This window comes from Marinimicrobium agarilyticum DSM 16975 (assembly GCF_000423345.1).
GTDB classification, from domain to species: domain Bacteria; phylum Pseudomonadota; class Gammaproteobacteria; order Pseudomonadales; family Cellvibrionaceae; genus Marinimicrobium; species Marinimicrobium agarilyticum.
Window position 1 is genome coordinate 652,322 of record NZ_AUHU01000003.1, and the last position, 17,412, is coordinate 669,733.

Genomic DNA, 17,412 nt, shown 5'->3' on the forward strand with positions numbered 1-17,412 from the left:
GGATGACCGACAAAAGCGAATTGCTTTCCCAGTTGCGGATTGACCGCGACGACCACGCCGATTCAAACTCTCCCAAATGGCCATGGCTGCTCGGGGGTGGCTTTCTATTGCTCCTCTTGGCCTTGGCGGTATGGGCTCTGTCCCGTCCCGACCCCATCAGCGTCGACACCCGCATGGCCAAGGTCACCCAGGTCCGCAACAGCGCGGCCAGCGTGCTGGACGCCACCGGTTATGTGACGGCCCGCCGCTATGCCACTGTGTCCTCCAAAGTGACCGCGAAAGTCATGGAGGTGTTGGTGGAAGAAGGTATGTCGGTGGAGGAGGGTCAGGTGGTGGCTCGCCTCGATGACTCCAATGCGAGTAAGAGCCTTGCCGTGGAGCAGGCCAACTTGAATCTCGCTCGGGCCCAACTGGCAGAAACACAAGCGCGGTTGACGGAAGCCGAGCGAGTGAGGGAGAGAGTGAACACGCTCTACCAGCGTGAGCTGGTCAGTGAATCCGAGCTGGATGTGGCCACCAGCAACTACGACTCTCTCAAGGCCCAGCTCTCCGCCCGGGAAGCTGGCGTTCTGAGTGCCACGCGTCTGGTAGAACTCCAGCAGCAACACCTGGAAGACCTGGTGTTACGTGCGCCGTTTGCCGGCGTGGTGGTCTCCAAAGATGCCCAGCCGGGAGAAATGATTTCACCGGTGTCCGCTGGTGGCGGCTTTACCCGCACGGGTATCTGTAGCCTGGTGGATATGGATTCGCTCGAAATTGAGGTGGACGTCAACGAAGCCTACATTCAACGCGTGTTTCCCGGGCAGCCGGTGCAGGCCACGCTGGAAGCCTATCCCGACTGGACCATTCCCGCCGAGGTCATCGCCATTGTGCCCACCGCCGATCGACAAAAGGCAACGGTCAAGGTGCGAGTGGGGTTCAGTGAGTTGGATTCGAGAATTCTGCCGGACATGGGTGTGCGTGTGGCCTTCCTTGAAGAGGGCGGCCGCGATGCTGGCGCACAAGACAGTGCGCTTTTGATACCGGGTAGTGCGTTGGTTGAGCGTGACGGGCAGCCCGTGGTGTTTGTGGTAAAGGATGCGGTGGCGCATCAACGAGTGGTTAAAGCCCGCGAGCGGTCCGGTGGGGAATGGGTGGTGCTCGCCGGTCTTGAGCCGGGCGAGCACTATGTCGTGGAGCCTCCGTCCAGGTTGGTTGAGGGCGCGGTAGTCACCACGGATTAAAATTCTGTGAAGGAGTCTGTTATGTCTGATGCGAACGAAGCGGCCCTCGACCCGCAAGCCTCTGCGGCGAGCGCTGGCAATGAAACGGCGTTGGTCCACTGTACCAACCTGGGCAAGAGTTACCGCAAGGGCAAAGAGTCGGTGCCCGTGCTCTCCAATCTCAACCTGAACATTCCCAAAGGCGACTTTCTCGCCTTGATGGGCCCTTCCGGGTCGGGCAAAACCACCTTGTTGAATCTGCTGGGCGGGCTAGACAGCCCCACGGACGGGTCGCTGGAAATCGCCGGCGAACGCATCGACCGGTTCAGCCGCAGCCAGTTAACCCGCTGGCGAGCACGCCACGTCGGTTTCATTTTCCAGTTCTATAACCTGATGCCGGTATTGAGCGCGGAGCGCAACGTCGAGCTGCCCTTGCTGCTAACCAAACTGTCATCGAAACAGCGGAAAAAACAGGTGGCGATCGCACTGGAGCTGGTGGGTCTGAAAGATCGGGCCAAACACAAACCGAGCGAACTCTCCGGTGGCCAGGAACAACGGGTGGCCATTGCCCGGGCGATTGTGTCCGACCCGGACCTGTTGTTGTGCGACGAACCGACCGGTGACCTTGATCGGACGACGGCTGATGACATTCTGTCTTTGCTGCAGACGCTCAATCAGCAGCAGGGCAAAACCATTGTCATGGTTACCCACGATCCTCTGGCGGCCGAGTACGCCCAGCGTACCTTGCATCTCGACAAGGGCACGCTGATCACGGGGAACTGACACCATGAAATACTTCTATTTCATCTGGAAAAACCTGGGGCGTAAAAAACTGCGGACCTGGTTGACGATCATGTCCATCGTGGTGGCCTTCATCCTGTTCGGAGCGCTTGGTTCACTGAGCGCGGCGTTTACCCAAGGCGCAGAGATTGCCGGGGCCGATCGATTGGTCACCATTCATAAAGTGTCGTTGATACAAAGCCTGCCTTACAGCTACGTCAACCGAGTGCGCAATACCGAGGGCGTAGAAGCCGTCACTTTCGCCAGCTGGTTTGGTGGCTACTACCAGGATCCGAAAAATCAATTTGCCCAATTCGCCGTGGATGCGGAAAGCTATTTCGATATTTACTCGGACTTGCTCAGCCTTCCCGAGGAGCAGATGGAATCCTGGCAGAACAACCGCATCGGCGCCGTCATCGGAACGGCCCTGGCCCAACGCTTTGGTTGGGAAGTCGGTGATCGGGTACCGGTGACCTCCATGTTTCCTCAGGAAGACGGCAACCGAACCTGGGAGTTTGAGATCGAAGGAATTTTTTCCGCCGAGGCGTCGGGGGCGGACAGCGGCAGCATGGTCTTCCATTACGAGTACTTTGATGAGGCGCGCCAGTGGGATAAAGGCACGGTGGGCTGGCTGATGATCAAGGTGGCTGACCCGCAGAATGCGGGCGAGGTGGCGGACCGGATCGATGCCATGTTTGCCAACTCCCCGGCGGAAACCAAAACCAGTACCGAAAAAGCGTTTATGGAATCCTTCATGAAACAGTTCGGGGATATTGGCACCATCACCGGGCTGATTCTCGGAGCGGTGTTTTTCACCATGCTGCTGGTCACGGCGAACACCATGGCTCAGGCGGTGCGCGAGCGCATCCCGGAAATGGCCATTCTGAAAACCCTCGGCTTTACCGACCGTTCGGTGTTGGTCATGATTCTGGCGGAAGCCGTTCTCATGGCGCTGATTGGTGGATTGATCGGCCTCGGTCTCGCGTGGCTGATGATTGGCGCGGCGGCCAGTCAGGTCGGGGCCTTTCTTCCCGGTTTCGCCATGCCGACGGATGTCTGGGTTCAGGGGTTGATCGCCATTGTGGTTCTGGGCTTGCTCTCCGGGGCGATCCCGGCGTTGCAGGGCATGCGCTTGAACATTGTGACAGCATTGGGGAGGCGGTAATCATGAAAGGTCTTACACAAATCTTTACCGTCAGCGCCATGAACCTGCGCAACCTGCCTCAGCGACTGGGCTCCTCCTCGGTCGCGGTGTTCGGGGTGGCGTGCGTCGTGGGTGTGTTTATCGGCGTGTTGTCGATGGCCTCCGGTTTTCAGCGCACCATGATTTCTGCCGGCTCCCCGGACACGGCGATTCTGATGCGCTCCGGTGCCACCTCGGAAATGAGCAGCGGCCTCGGGTTTGAGGAAATTCAGATTGTCAGCCAGTTGCCGCAGGTGCGTCGTGAGAACGGTGAGCCGGTGACTTCCGCCGAACTCTATGTGATTGTCGATATTCCCAAGCGCAGCACCAACACCTCCGCCAACGTGCCCTTGCGCGGTGTGGAGGATGGTGCGTTTGAGGTGCGCGACGGCATTGAAATTATTGAGGGCCGGCGGTTTGAAACCGGGCGCAATGAACTGATTGTCGGCCGTGGCGCCCAGCAGCAGTTTGCCGGTCTGGATGTGGGCAATACCATTCAGTTTGGCCAAATGGAGTGGGATGTGGTCGGTGTCTTTGCCGACAAGGGCGGCCTGTCTGAGTCCGAACTCTGGACTGATGTGCGGGTGCTGCAGTCGGCCTATCGTCGGGGTAACTCTTTCCAGAGCCTTCGGGTCAAACTCGCCTCGGAAGACGCGCTGGAAGCGCTGCAGGCGGAAGTCGCGAGCAATCCGCAGTTGGATATGGATGTACACCGGGAGACGGACTATCTTTCCGACCAGGCCGAGCCGCTCAGCAAGTTCATCAAAGGGGTGGGTTACCCGCTGGCAGTCCTGATGGCGCTGGGTGCCGTGTTTGGAGCCATTAACACCATGTACGCGTCGGTGTCTGCCCGCACGCGGGAAATCGCCACCCTGCGCGCGATCGGCTTTGGTGCCTTCCCCGTGGCCTTTTCCACCCTGCTTGAGTCGCTGATTTTGGCGTTGATTGGCGGTGTGATCGGTTCGCTGGTGGTGTACCTGATTTTTAACGGTTATACCGTCTCGACCATCAACGGCGCCAGCTTCAGCCAGGTCGTGTTCGATTTTGCCGTCACCGGCGATCTTTTGGTGCAGGGCATTGTCGCGGCGGTGTTCATTGGTTTGATCGGTGGTTTCTTCCCCGCCGTGCGTGCGGCAAGGTTGCCCGTGGCCACCGCCTTACGGGAGACTTGATTGGCTTGAAGGGCGCCCCGGGATGCTATGCTTAGTGGAACGATAAGTAACGGTGAACCAGGGAGCCTGATATGTCCGACCTGATTCTGGCGATTGACCAGGGGACCACCAGTAGTCGAGCCATCATTTTTGATCCAAAGGGTCGCATGGTGGCTCGGGCCCAGCAGGAGTTTTCCCAGCACTTCCCCGACGATGGCTGGGTCGAGCACAACCCGGAAGAGATATGGCAGGTCACCTGCCAGGTTTGCCAGGAGGTGTTGAACCAGCTCCCCGACGGCCAAACGGTGGCGGGTATCGGTATTACCAACCAACGGGAAACGACCGTTGTCTGGGACAAGGATACCGGCACGCCGGCCTACCCGGCCATTGTCTGGCAGGACAGGCGCACCGCTGAGCGCTGTCGCGCCCTGGCCGCCGAAGGGTTGGAAGACGACACCCGCGCGCGCACCGGCCTGCTGCTCGACCCCTACTTCTCCGCGACCAAAATTGCCTGGATACTGGATAACGTCGAAAACGCCCGCGCCAAAGCGGAGCAGGGCCAGTTGCTATTCGGCACCATGGATACCTGGCTGATCTGGAAATTCACCGGCGGGCGGGTCCACGCCACCGATGCCACCAATGCCTCCCGCACCCTGCTCTACAACATCAACGACCAGTGCTGGGACCCGATGCTGCTGGAGCGTTTCGGCGTGCCGGAAGCCATGCTGCCGGACGTAAAGGACTGCGCCGCGGACTTTGGCAGAGCCATAGAGGGGCTTGATGGCACCGAGCTTCCTATCGCCGGGGTTGCCGGTGACCAGCAGGCCGCGATGATCGGCCAGGCCTGCTTCGAGCCGGGGATGATCAAAAGCACCTATGGCACCGGTTGCTTCGCGTTGATGAACATCGGCGAAACGCCCCGCCTATCTCAGCACCGGTTGTTGACCACTATCGCCTACCGTTTTAATGGAAAGCCGACCTACGCCCTGGAGGGGGCTATTTTTGTCGCTGGAGCGGCGGTGCAGTGGCTGCGGGACAAACTGGGCATTATCCGGGAAGCGGGGGAAACCGAAGCGCTCGCGAAAAGCCTCACGTCCAACAAAGGGGTCTATCTGGTGCCGGCTTTCACTGGCCTCGGCGCGCCTTACTGGGAGCCGGACGCTCGCGCGGTGATCTGTGGCCTGACCCGTGACAGCGGCCGGGCGGAACTGGCCCGAGCGGCGCTGGAGGCGGTTTGCTATCAGACGCGGGACCTGTTCACTGCCATGGGAGAGGATGCGGGTGAGCGCCCTGAAACCCTGCGTGTGGATGGTGGCATGGTGGCCAACAATTGGTTACTACAGGCACTGGCGGACATTGTCGATGTGCCGGTGGAGCGGCCGGAAATCATTGAAACCACCGCCCTGGGTGCCGCCCGACTGGCGGCCCTGCAACTGGGTGTATTCACCGATTTGAAGGACCTGGCCCAACACTGGGCCCTGGATCGTCGCTGCGAGCCCATGATTTCAGAGCAGGAACGCAACGTCATGGTGAAAGGCTGGCAAACCGCCGTGCAGCGCACTCGCGCCCAACCTGAAACAGACCAATAAAAGATTGTCAGGTGGCGCTCGCGCTTACCTGACCTACGCGGTCGGACGCTCTGTAGGTCAGGTAAGTGAAGCGCCACCTGACAAAATGACGTTCAGCTATCCCAGCGCCCGCACGGTTTACCGCTACCCCTGCAATCGCGCCGCACCGCCCGGCAACCCCAAAATCGTCAGAATCTGCTGTTGGGCGGCCTCAAGGATGCGTTGCTGCTCCTCCTCGGCGGAAATACTTTTGGCGATGGCTACCGCTCCCACCATGGCAGCCAGAATGGAGCGGGACTTTTCCGTGACAGTCGCCGGCTCCGGTTTGAAGGGCAATTTTTTCAAGCGACTGAGAGCGGTGATTCGCCGCTCCAGCATGGTTTTCATCCTCTCGTAGGCTTCCTGGTAGAGCTGCCGTATTTCCGCCTTGTCGCTACCGATGTCGTTGAACAACACAGACTCCGGTCCCGGCTCGGTGCGATCTTTCAAGGCACCGAGGTTCAGGTAGTCAGTCACCAACGCCGTCAGGTGCTTGATGGAAAACGGCTCCTTGGCGAGCCGGTCTCGACGGCTGCGTTGAAACGCTTCCGACAGGTAAGCCTTGAACAGCGCCTGTTTCGACTCGAAATGCGCGTAGAAAGCGCCGTGGGTCATACGTGCGAGTTTCATGATCTGCCCGATGGAGACCTTGTCGAAACCGTAGCGGGCAAAAAGCTCGCTGGCGGATTTCAGAATGCGGTCTTTCGAGCGGGACTTGTGCGCTTTGGAATAGGGCATGTCAGGGCTCTCGTTGGGCGCTCGCGGGGGAGCTGGGGCGAATCATATTATCTTGATCATATATTAACTTGGCGTAGCCTGCTGCCCATTACCCCTTGTTCCTGTGCGTTAGAGGTCGACAAAATGAATGTGAACTCACCCATCGTTATTACCGGAATGGGCATTGTGAGTCCGCTTGGTTGCGGCGTCGATGCCGTGTGGCGCCGACTGACAGCGGCTGAGTCCGGTGTGCGTCTCATCGAACACTTTGATACCGAAGATTTCCCTGTCCGCATCGCCGGCATGGTGCCCAGCCGGGATCAAGATGGAGAGGCCGGGCTGGACGAGGCCTCGGTGATCAGCCCCAAAGAGCGCAAGAAGATGGACCGCTTCACGGTCTACGCCCTCGCCGCCGCCCAGGAGGCGCTGGCGCAAGCCGGTTGGGCGCCGGAGTCCGAGCGGGACCAGGCGGGCTCGGCTACCTTGATCGGCAGCGGCATTGGCGGTTTCCCCACGATCACCCAGGCGCAAACCACCATGAACCAGCGGGGCTATAAACGGCTCTCGCCGTTTACCGTCCCGGCATTCCTGGCCAACCTGGCCGCGGGTAATGTCTCCATTCGCCACGGCTTCAAAGGCCCCATGGGCTGTCCGGTCACGGCTTGTGCGGCCGGGTTGCAGGCCATCGGTGACGGCATGCGCCTGATTCGCAGCGGCGAGGCTGAGGTGGCGCTGGTCGGAGGCGCAGAAGCCTGTGTCGATCCTCTGTCCCTGGCCAGCTTCCATGCCATGAAGGCGCTTTCCACCCGCAATGAGTCGCCTTCGGAAGCGTCCCGCCCCTTTGATCGGGACCGGGATGGCTTTGTCATGGGCGAGGGGGCGGGACTGTTGGTGATTGAAACCCTGGAGCACGCCCAGGCCCGAGGGGCAACGCCCCTGGCGGTGATCAATGGCTACGGCACCAGCGCCGACGCTCATCACATTACCTCCGGTCCGGAAGACGGTTCGGGCGCGGCGCGGGCCATTGAGCGAGCATTGAAGATGGCGGGTTTGAACCCCGAAGACATTGACCACATCAACGCCCACGCCACCTCTACCCCGGTCGGGGATCGGGCCGAAATGGCATCGTTGCGGCGGGTGTTTGGCGAGCATTTACGGGGTATTCCCATCTCCGCCACCAAATCGGCGACCGGTCATTTGTTGGGCGCAGCGGGAGGGATAGAGTCGGTCTTCTCCGTTATGGCCCAGCGCAGCGCCACCCTGCCCCCCACGTTGAACCTGAATCAGGCGGATGAGGCGCTGGCGGATCTGGATCTGGTGCCCAAGACCGCGAGACAGCGGGCGTTGAAACACGTGCTGTGTAACGGTTTCGGCTTTGGCGGGGTGAACGCCTCGTTGATCGTGAGTGGATTATAGAGAAGAGGCTGTCAGGTGGCGCTTCGCTTACCTGACCTACAGGCTGTTCGATTGCGTAGGTCAGGTAAGCGAAGCGCCACCTGACAAATAGCCTTCCACACCTTCAAGCACCGGCCTGCTTTGCTGCGGGCTTCGCCTGCCGCGCCTTCAGTGCCACCACGGTGCGCGCGATAACCGCCCGCACCCAGAGCCAACTGGGGAACTGCCAGTACCCCAGTAGCAAGTCTCCGGTGTGCTTGAGCCGCTCCTGCGCCTGCCCCAACTGCATTTTCTGCACTGAGGTCAGCGCCTTGCCGGTTTTGTTGCGAGCCCGGATCATCTGCACCGCCAGGGACACGAACCGGTGCTTCTGCCGTTTGGCCCACTCGCTGCGGCTCACCAGGTCATCCGCTTCATTGATCAGGTCCAGGTGTAGCTTGAGCTTGGTGACCATATTGCCCAGCGGCTTGCTCGCATCATCGACCACCAGGTATCGCTGCACGCTGGCCACGGCATTGCGGACGTTGCGGGCCTGGCTGCTCCGGAACAGGCTGGCGGTCACCACTGTCCCCAGCAAGACGCCCAGAATGAAGGCTAAAAACGCGACCATGCTTGTTCTCCTACAATGCACACAGTGAACGGAACCAACCGGAGAGTGTGGACCGCTTTCGTTCCAGAAACTGCGCAGAGCGCCACACCTTCACACAGTGGTGGCGTTTATTTCCCGGTTTGCGCGCCATTTCAAACCCTGAATGTGATTTGCGTCCCGGTGGGTGCCGGTCCCGACGCGCCATGTTGACGGTGATACACTGAAGTGGGCCTCAAAAGGAAAAGAGCAATCCGCGGAGTGTCCGCACAAGGAGCGCGATGGCAACATAGGGATTTCCCAGGGTTAGAGAGGAAGGCGCTTGACATGACGACCTGCGAACCTACACCGCCGCGCTGGGCGGCAGTTATCACGGACTTGTGCCGATACATTGAAGCGGCGGAGCAGCCCCCGACGCTTGAAGAACTGGCCCAACGCGCGGGTTGGAGCCGCTACCACCTCCAGCGCAAATTCAAGGCAATCACCGGGCTGAGCCCGCGCGGCTACGCGGCGGCGGTGCGTTCGGCTAAAGTCCGGCAGGAGCTGAAGTCCGGTGAGTCGGTGACCGAGGCCATCTATCAGTCCGGCTACAATTCCAGCGGCCGGTTCTACGAGGCCTCCGGCCAGATGTTGGGCATGACCCCCAGCCGGTATCGGGCCGGTGGGGCGGACACCGATATCCACTTCGCTGTGGGCGAGTGCTCCTTGGGGAGCATCCTGGTGGCGCGCAGCGCGAAAGGCGTTTGCGCCATTTACCTGGGAGACGATCCAAATGCGTTGGCCCATGCTCTGGAAGACCAGTTTCCCGCCGCCAACCTGCTGGCCGGTGACCGGGAGTTCGAACAAGTCGTTGCCCAAGTGGTCGGGTTTGTGGAGTCGCCCGAGCTGGGGCTCGACTTGCCCCTGGATATCCGCGGCACGGCCTTCCAGCAACGGGTGTGGGAGCTGCTGCGGCAGATACCCATAGGGCAGACTCTGAGTTACGCCGAGGTGGCCAAACGGTTGGGTAACCCCAACGCGGTTCGCGCCGTCGCAGGAGCCTGTGCGGCCAATCGGTTGGCCGTCGTTATTCCCTGCCACCGCGTGGTGCGAAGCGATGGCAGCCTGTCCGGCTATCGCTGGGGGGTAGAGCGAAAGAAAATGTTACTCGAACGGGAGTCCTAAATGGCCGGATGTTGTGAGCACGACGGTGAAGAATTGGCCGCACTGCGCGAACGCCAGAGTGGCGTCCTGAAAATCGTTCTCGGCATTAATGCCGTGATGTTTGTGGTCATTATCGGCGCGGGACTCTATGCCAGCTCCTCTGCGTTGTTGACCGACAGTCTGGATAACCTGGGCGATGTGTTTACCTATGCCCTGAGCCTGTGGGCCGTGCAGTTGAGTGCCCGCGCGAAAGCGCAGGTGGCGTTCTTCAAAGGCGGTCTGATTCTGCTGGCGGCGTTGGCGGTACTGATGCAGGTTGGTTACAAATTATGGCACCCGGCGGTGCCCCTGTTTGAAGTCATGGGTCTGTTCAGTCTGCTGGCACTGATAGCCAACGGCACTTGCCTTACGTTGCTGTGGCGCCATCGGGGGGACGATGTGAATATGCGCTCGGTATGGGAATGCAGTCGCAACGATGTAGCCGCCAACCTTGCGGTTTTTCTGGCGGCGGCCGGCGTCTGGCTGACGGACGCGGGCTGGCCCGACTTGCTGGTGGCGTTTTTACTGGCGCTATTGTTTTTGCGTTCAGCGGTTCGTGTGCTGTCTTCCGCCCGGTCTTCTTATCGGAGTGAAACCTGATGACAAGACGAGTCGGCATTTACCTGTTTTCTCACGTGGAAATCCTGGACTTCGCCGGGCCCTACGAAGTGTTCACCGCCGCCACTCGGGTCCATTCGCGTGAACACCCGGGTGACCCCGCGCCGTTTGAGGTGGTCACCCTGGCGGAGACCCTGGCGCCGGTCCGGGCGAGAGCGGGGCTGGTGGTGACCCCGGATTACACGCTGGACGATCATCCGCCGTTGGATATCCTTCTGGTGCCCGGTGGCGTCGTGACGGACGAGCTCAATAACCCGCAGCTGATCGACTGGCTGGTTCGAACCGCCGCCGACACGGAGCTGACCGCATCCGTGTGTACGGGCGCTTTTTTACTGGCCAAGGCGGGCCTATTGAACGGAAAGCGTGCCACCACTCATTGGGAAGACGTGGAGGATTTGCGCCGAGACTTCCCGGAAACTCAAGTGCAGGAGAATGTGCGCTGGGTGGATGAAGGAAAACTGATCACCTCGGGCGGCGTAGCGGCCGGTATCGATATGAGCCTGCACATTGTGCGTCGGCTCAGTGGCGAAACGCTGGCGGTGAAAACGGCCCGTCAGATTGATGTTCCCTGGTCCGCCTGACGGCCCGGGGAATCACTCCTGTTCCAGTTCTTCCTTGTTGCGCTGGTACTCTTCGTGTTTATCCGGTACATGCTCCAGGCAGACCTCCTTCTGGCCATAGGGCAAATGGTTGCACTCGTCGATCTTGGCTTGCCGGCTACCGTCGTAGATACCCTGTTGGGTGAAGCTGCAACCGCTGGCGAAGGCAATACTCAGAACAAAAAGCGAGACGAATCGTTTTGAAGTTGGCGTGTTCATAATGGCTATCTCTGGGCCGTGATTGAGGGTTGGTGTCAGTGTCCCGTTAGAAGTTCCTCAGCGGTCGTCCTGCCAAAGCCACCGCAATCCCTCCGGGAGGAGCGCGCCGGGGTGGTCGTCATTGTGAACGCCGTCGGTCCAGACATGCGTAAACTGATAGCGAGGCCCCGTGTCTTCACGCTCATTGGCGGCGCGGTTGGCGTAACCCAGGGCGGCCACCATTTGCTGGTTGGCCAGAAACCAGTTCCCCCATTCGTTATCCAGGTCATTGGTGCCGTCCTGAAAGAAGACCCGCACGGGGCGGATGGCACTCCTTCGAATTAACGCGGGGTAATCCTGCCCGCCCAATTGCACGGGGTCGGCCTTCGGCTTGAAGCCGATGGACACGTAACTGCCAATGCCGCTGTACACCTTTCGGAAGTAATCCGGCCTTTCCCACGCCGCCGTAAAGGCGGCAATGGCGCCACTGCTGGTGCCGCCGATGGCGCGCTGTTCCGGGTCATCGGTCAAATGGTAATCGGCCTCAATAACCGGGATCAGCTCTTCAATCAGCATTCGGGCATAGCGGTCATTCAGCGCGTCGTACTCTTCGGCCCGGTGGTTGGGGTTGCTCATGCCCAGATCGTCAGGATAGGAGTCGGCCTTATGCCCGGGGGTGACGAACAGGCCGATGGTGACCGGCATGTCGCCCCGGGCGATCAGGTTTTCCATGACCTGGTGAATACGGATGGAGCCCTCCGGGTTGGTGGCGCGCTGGCCGTCCTGAAACACCAAAAGGCTCGCCGGGTTGGTCTCGCGGTATTGCGCTGGCACGAATACCCAATAGCGCCGTACAGTGCCTTCGAACACCTCACTGTGAAACTCGAACGGCCCTTTCAAAGTGCCTCGCGGCACCCCCTCTTGTGGGATGTGGTCGGCGGTGAGGCCGATGTTCGTGCGCACATTCAACTCGTGGGCGCTGGTCGCGGCAGCGAACGCACAGAGCAGAGACAGTATTAACCCTTTCATAGCCGATTCCTGCATCGTTATTGTTAATGGTGGGTGAACGATAGCAGATTTGGGGAAGGGGGTTCACTCTGTAAGATCGAGAGTGATTACCATTCTCGAAATTAGAATAATGTCGGAGTTCAGTCAACCAATTCGTTGTCGCTTACGTATCTGTTAGAATTTGAGCGAATGCTCAAACCATCGGCGATGGCCGCCCCTTTACAGGCCGCAACAGGAGTTTTTCATGCCCACGCTTTTTGACCCCATTCAGATCGGCGACCTGGCACTGCCCAACCGCATGATCATGGCACCGCTCACCCGTTGCCGCGCCAGTGTTGGCCGGGTGCCCAACGACATGATGGCCGAGTATTACGCTCAGCGCGCTGGCGCCGGTATGATCATCAGCGAAGCCACGTCGGTCACGCCCATGGGGGTGGGTTATCCCAACACACCCGGCATTTGGTCCGAGGACCAGACAGAGGGCTGGAAAAAGGTGACCAAGGCGGTGCATGAGCGCGGGGGCAAAATCCTTCTGCAGCTTTGGCACGTGGGCCGGATCTCCGACCCCATATACCTGGACGGTGAGTTGCCGGTGGCCTCCAGCGCCATCAAGCCGGAGGGGACTGTCAGTCTGGTTCGCCCCCAGAAAGAGTATGTTCAGCCCCGCGCCTTGGATACCGATGAAATCCCCGCATTGATCGAAGCCTTTCGCAAGGGGGCGGAAAATGCCCGTGCGGCAGGGTTTGATGGGGTGGAAATCCACGGCGCCAACGGATACCTGCTCGACCAGTTCCTGCAGAGCAGCACCAACCAGCGGACCGACCAGTACGGCGGCTCCCTGGAAAACCGCGCCCGGCTGATGCTGGAAATCACCGATGCGGTGCTCAGCGTCTGGGAACCGGGCCGCGTCGGAATGCACCTGGCCCCGCGCGGCGATGGCCACGATATGGGGGACGAGAACCCGGAGGCAACCTTCGGTTATGTCGCCCAAGAACTGGGCAAGCGCGGCATCGCTTTTATCGCCACCCGCGAGCATGCCGCTGAGGACAGCCTGGGCCCCACTCTAAAGGCGCGGTTCGGCGGCACCTACATTGCCAATGAAGGCTTTGATAAAGATCTGGCCAACCAGTGGCTGAAAGAAGGCAAGGCGGATGCCGTTGCCTTTGGCCGGTTGTTTATTGCCAACCCCGATTTACCCAAACGCTTCGAGGAAGACGCTCCCCTGAACGAGCAACATCCTGAAACCTTCTATGCCTCGGGCCCAATGGGCTATGTGGACTACCCGGCTTTACAGGCATACCCTGTCGACGCCTGATTTGTTGGTTGATGGCGCAGTATCAAAAGGTGGGCATTGCCCACCTTTTTTATTCAGTCCTCATCGAATTATTGTCAGGTCATCTCATTCCGGTTTTTCCGGGCCTTCTTCTGTTAAAAAAGTGTTGGCGTTGTACCTCGGGTTATTCCAAAAACAGGAGGTTAACGCGCTTCCTATTACGAATCGCCATGAAATAAGTGCACTCCTAAAATTACTGGCGCAAGCTTCAACGCGAAAGAAATTTCTGGTTGCCATTGTGAGAAGCTGGACTACGATAAAAGTGACGTCCAGGGCATGGGTTGCCTCATTGGTTTTTCATGTGGATCGTGAAAGCGTCGCCTAGCCAGGCAGTTCAGGGTGGTGGCACGGTAGCCCATGCGGTCACAACCGCTCAAGAATGGAGTTGGCACCTTGAAAACAGAAAAATTATCCCACCGTAGATTCATTCGCCATGGCGTTACATTGGTGGCGCTGCTCATGTTCTCGCACTTTTCTTCGGCCGAGTGCAAACCGCAGTCGAACTGGTTTCCGCATTCGCAGACGCCGGAGCCCAACCATCAAGCGTTTGCCAGCAAAACGAACTGCGAATTTCATCAATGGTCTTGGCAGATGTTTCTCTGGTTGACCAAAGATGTCGACGGAAAACCGCTGTTTCTGTCCATGATGCCACCTTATGAACTGCTCGGCATGTCGTCCGAGGGGTTGATGCCCCGCATGCAGAAAAGCGACTCGCCCGAATCTTTTGAGGAGTATCTGCAGGCGGGAACCGACGGCATCATGGTGGATCAGGACGGTAAAGCGGTCTACTACTCCCAGTACTTGAATAAGGACTTTGTTCAGTTCATTCAGGAGAATCGCTTGGTCGACCCGTCCGTCGTGCAGGACTTTGATCCCGATACCCCTTTCCCTGTTGGTGCGGTAGAACTGAAAGTGTCGTGGAAAGTCATGCAGCCGGGTGACTACCGGTCGGACATGTTTGTGATGAGTGGCGAGGTCAATCGCCTCGAGAACCGTGACGGAAAAATCGTGGTCAACCCCAATGAAACGGAAACCGTTCAGTTGGGGCTGGTGGGTTTTCATATTGCCGGTGTGGTGAAGGGTCATCCGGAGATGATCTGGGCCACCTTTGAACACAAAGATAATGCGCCCAATGTGCCCACTCCCCAGGAATTGAGCCCCGATACGCTCGGCCCCGATACCGTCATCAGTGAAAAGGACTGGACCTTCTATAAAGCGGGGACCACGTACCGGAATTGCAATGTGAACCTGGCCAGCACCAACCGGCTTACTCTGGATGAAGCCTCCCAGACACTGAAGCCGGTCACGCAAATATGCCGACAGTTTGAGTTCGGCAACGTACCGCCCGATCCGGATACCAAACCCGACCCAACGATTCAGACCAACAACGACAATATCGCCAGTCTGAACCAGGGGGTACATCAGGCGTTGAGCACTGATGATGTGTGGCGAAACTACTTTGAAGTGGGAGCCATCTGGTTCGCACGGATTGATGGTCTGAAGCCGGGGATGTCGCTGGAGAATGACGAGATCCTCACCGGCTCGCTCACATTGTCCAATGCCACCATCGAAACCTACACGCAGAATCAGAGCACCATGAACAATTGCTTCCGGTGCCACAATACGATGCAGGCCTTTACCAAAGGCGATAGCCTGGACCCGCTTCCGGCGCTTAATCTGAACATCAGTCACGCCTTCCAGAACATCTACTTCTGGTCCCAGAACACGCCGTCCCGGGAAACAAAGGACGAAGAATAAGGCCAAGAGGAGAAGACATCATGTCAGAAGCATACTTTCGCGTTCATCCCAGCATTAATTTCGCACGGGTCGGCACCAGTGCCGAGTTCTACATTGCACCGGAAACCGCGGCGGGGAAAGTCGTTGATAAAACGACGGGGCAGTTTGGTGGCCTGCCGATTAAGAAGGGTACCGAGAATATCCCCATCGAAGAGGCCGACCTGAGGGATGAAAAAAACAACCCGCTCCGCCAGGCGGCGCGGTTTCGAGTGTTCGCTTACGATCAACCACAACAACAGTACCCGGCCGAGGATCATGGCCGGGAAGTCAAGGTCGGCGACACCGTGGGGGGCAAGGTCATCCAGGACATTGTCTGGCAGGTTCATCTGGCCAACAAGAAAGCCAACAACTACCGAATAACCTCCGACGTTGATGGAGAAAAGAAGGAAGAAGGTGTCGTGGCTTATGAGGACGGCAAAACACCGCCCTTGCGCAATCCGCAAATCCCGGGGAGCGCGAGTGACGCCAACCGCCTGCGCACACTGGTGATCGATGCCGGACCGCGAGCCCTGTCCGTCGCGCAAGGGAACGGCGGCCCAGTACCCTTCAACGCCAGCACGCCGGCCAGCCATGTCAACCAGAAGGGCCAGGTCGAGTCCATCAGTGACTACCCCTTCAGCTTTCCCGATGATCACTTCACCCTGTACAACCCGCGGGGCCCGATTGACTCACTGGGTGAAATGCAACTGGAGGCGGGCACCGGCCGGTTGCTGGTAACCGGCGGTTACGGCAAGGCCAGTGGCATCATCACTGATGGCGCACCACCGGAGCTGAATGATGCCATCGACAATAACAAATGGTTTGACGATACGTCCGACGGGCCGGTTATTGCCACCATCGTGTTTAACGACGGTTCCATCACCCAGGCGGTACAGGGCTGGATTGTGTGCACCGACCCGGGTTTCGCCCCGCAAACCCGCAACGTGGTTTCCTGCTGGGACGACATCTATAACACCTGGGTTGAGCAGTTGGGGTTGGTTCCCGAAATGTTCGCCAACGGCCAGTACAATGCCAGCTACGACGCAGCGTTCGATGAGCATGTTCAGCCCATCTTCCATGCGGCGTTGCTGCAACGCTGGAACACCAACCTCCCCAGTGGCGGCGTCAATGGCCACAATTTTGTTGCCTCCATCCAGCCGGGGGATGATCCGAAAAAGAAAATCCCCAATCTTAAATCCCTGATTCGCGACCCCAATAAGCCTGAGGAAGACGAAGAGGGCGTGAAGATGCCGCTGGCATTGGGCGACGCAATGCGGAGCTTCCTCAGCCTCAGCCCAACTCAATACTTCCTGCTCATGCAATGGTACGACGGCAAATCCACCGAGAGTGCGCCGGCGCTGGGCGAGGGCGAAAGGCTGGATCAGGTCGCGCTGGAAAACTGCCTGGGGGGCCGTTACTCACCGGGGATCGACCTCACCTTTATTGTGCGGGATGTTCATTTTTACGAGCAGAACTGGCAAGGAAAAACCGGCCCTTTCCGGGTCAATATGCAGACACTGGATTACTCCAAGGTACAGTCTGACAAGCCCTTTCTGAGCGAAGGCTATATTCCCCTGAGGTCTGCTCCGGTCGAGCCTGGTGATCTGTGCAAGTTTATGTCTCTGCCCTGGCATACAGACTACAACAGCTGCGCCACGCATACGCCGGACCCCAACAAGCCCAAGGGTAACAATACGCTCTACTGGTCCTGGCCCGGCCAGCGCCCGGTGAATGTTTACCCCGCCAGCCAGTGCACCTTTGATGGTGATAAGTGGAACTTGGGCGGGCAGGTGTTCAGTGTGCGCGGCAACGAGGGGCACGGTACCGAAACCGGCTATCCGCAACAGGAAGGCCGCTACCAGTGCTATTTCGATTTCGTCGAAAACTGGCAGAAGGTGGGCTTTATCATTCAGGGAACACAGATCCCGGCGGAGCAGGGCGGCCACTACGGCAGTGATAAATTTCTGGAAGTCGCCAGCCTGTTTGAGACCGACGGCCAAGTGGTTGAACCCTGGCCGACGGCGGTATTACCGGGATACAAAGCACCAACGGACTGTGGGCCCAAGGGGTAGCCGCC

General features: G+C 59.0%; 16 protein-coding genes. 12 read left to right on the plus strand and 4 right to left on the minus strand.

All coding sequences use genetic code 11. The features are described 5' to 3' along the window. Nucleotides 1–2 precede the first annotated feature (2 nt). From G547_RS0102775 to glpK, 5 genes are all read left to right on the plus strand, one after another. Complete coding sequence (locus G547_RS0102775; protein ID WP_027328525.1) at nt 3–1,223, plus strand: efflux RND transporter periplasmic adaptor subunit; 1,221 nt, start codon at nt 3–5, stop codon at nt 1,221–1,223. Between the two features lie 21 nt (nt 1,224–1,244). Next, on the plus strand, nt 1,245–1,985 hold the full coding sequence (locus G547_RS0102780; RefSeq protein ID WP_084645578.1) for an ABC transporter ATP-binding protein: 741 nt from the start codon (nt 1,245–1,247) through the stop codon (nt 1,983–1,985). A 4-nt stretch (nt 1,986–1,989) separates the two neighbouring features. Further along, the gene (locus G547_RS0102785; RefSeq protein ID WP_027328527.1) at nt 1,990–3,147 is read left to right on the plus strand and encodes an ABC transporter permease; all 1,158 of its coding nucleotides are present in this window, start codon (nt 1,990–1,992) and stop codon (nt 3,145–3,147) included. A gap of 2 nt (nt 3,148–3,149) precedes the next feature. Beyond that, nucleotides 3,150–4,337, plus strand: a complete 1,188-nt coding sequence (locus G547_RS0102790; protein ID WP_036186494.1) for an ABC transporter permease — start codon at nt 3,150–3,152, stop codon at nt 4,335–4,337. Between the two features lie 71 nt (nt 4,338–4,408). Beyond that, complete coding sequence (gene glpK / locus G547_RS0102795) at nt 4,409–5,905, plus strand: glycerol kinase GlpK (protein WP_027328529.1); 1,497 nt, start codon at nt 4,409–4,411, stop codon at nt 5,903–5,905. Between the two features lie 123 nt (nt 5,906–6,028). On the opposite strand, the gene G547_RS0102800 is transcribed toward glpK, so the two are convergent. Next, entirely contained in the window at nt 6,029–6,661 is a 633-nt protein-coding gene (locus tag G547_RS0102800) for a TetR/AcrR family transcriptional regulator (RefSeq protein ID WP_027328530.1), read from the minus strand. Nucleotides 6,662–6,784: 123 nt separating this feature from the next. Between G547_RS0102800 and fabF the strand changes: the two genes are divergently transcribed. Next, a complete protein-coding gene (gene fabF, locus G547_RS0102805) occupies nt 6,785–8,056 on the plus strand; it encodes a beta-ketoacyl-ACP synthase II (protein ID WP_211224479.1) in 1,272 nt (423 codons plus the stop codon). Nucleotides 8,057–8,159: 103 nt separating this feature from the next. Here fabF and G547_RS0102810 read toward each other — a convergent pair whose 3' ends face one another. Next, nucleotides 8,160–8,645, minus strand: a complete 486-nt coding sequence (locus G547_RS0102810) for a hypothetical protein (protein ID WP_027328532.1) — start codon at nt 8,643–8,645, stop codon at nt 8,160–8,162. Between the two features lie 303 nt (nt 8,646–8,948). Between G547_RS0102810 and G547_RS19870 the strand changes: the two genes are divergently transcribed. From G547_RS19870 to G547_RS0102825, 3 genes are read left to right on the plus strand one after another with little or no spacing between them, the layout of a single operon-like run. Further along, complete coding sequence (locus G547_RS19870; protein WP_051234672.1) at nt 8,949–9,785, plus strand: bifunctional transcriptional activator/DNA repair enzyme AdaA; 837 nt, start codon at nt 8,949–8,951, stop codon at nt 9,783–9,785. Further along, on the plus strand, nt 9,786–10,403 hold the full coding sequence (locus G547_RS0102820) for a cation efflux transmembrane domain-containing protein (protein WP_027328533.1): 618 nt from the start codon (nt 9,786–9,788) through the stop codon (nt 10,401–10,403). After that, nucleotides 10,403–11,002 carry a DJ-1/PfpI family protein gene (locus G547_RS0102825; protein WP_027328534.1) on the plus strand — a complete coding sequence of 200 codons (600 nt, stop codon included), beginning with the start codon at nt 10,403–10,405 and terminating at the stop codon, nt 11,000–11,002. The genes G547_RS0102820 and G547_RS0102825 overlap by 1 nt, the downstream gene beginning before the upstream one ends. 12 nt (nt 11,003–11,014) lie before the next feature. Here the strand turns inward: G547_RS0102825 and G547_RS0102830 are convergent, their stop codons facing one another. Both G547_RS0102830 and G547_RS0102835 read right to left on the minus strand, forming a co-directional pair. After that, nucleotides 11,015–11,239 (minus strand): hypothetical protein, encoded by a 225-nt coding sequence (locus G547_RS0102830; RefSeq protein ID WP_027328535.1) that lies wholly within the window; start codon nt 11,237–11,239, stop codon nt 11,015–11,017. 57 nt (nt 11,240–11,296) lie between these two features. After that, nucleotides 11,297–12,247, minus strand: a complete 951-nt coding sequence (locus G547_RS0102835) for an alpha/beta hydrolase (protein WP_027328536.1) — start codon at nt 12,245–12,247, stop codon at nt 11,297–11,299. A 223-nt stretch (nt 12,248–12,470) separates the two neighbouring features. On the opposite strand from G547_RS0102835, the gene G547_RS0102840 reads away from it, so the two are divergent. The 3 genes from G547_RS0102840 (at nt 12,471) to G547_RS0102850 (ending at nt 17,407) form a co-directional block, all read left to right on the plus strand. Further along, complete coding sequence (locus G547_RS0102840; protein ID WP_027328537.1) at nt 12,471–13,541, plus strand: alkene reductase; 1,071 nt, start codon at nt 12,471–12,473, stop codon at nt 13,539–13,541. Between the two features lie 411 nt (nt 13,542–13,952). Further along, nucleotides 13,953–15,317: a hypothetical protein gene (locus G547_RS19875; protein WP_211224480.1), complete on the plus strand. Its 1,365-nt coding sequence runs from the start codon at nt 13,953–13,955 to the stop codon at nt 15,315–15,317. Between the two features lie 20 nt (nt 15,318–15,337). Continuing rightward, entirely contained in the window at nt 15,338–17,407 is a 2,070-nt protein-coding gene (locus tag G547_RS0102850; RefSeq protein ID WP_027328538.1) for a LodA/GoxA family CTQ-dependent oxidase, read from the plus strand. Nucleotides 17,408–17,412 lie beyond the last annotated feature (5 nt).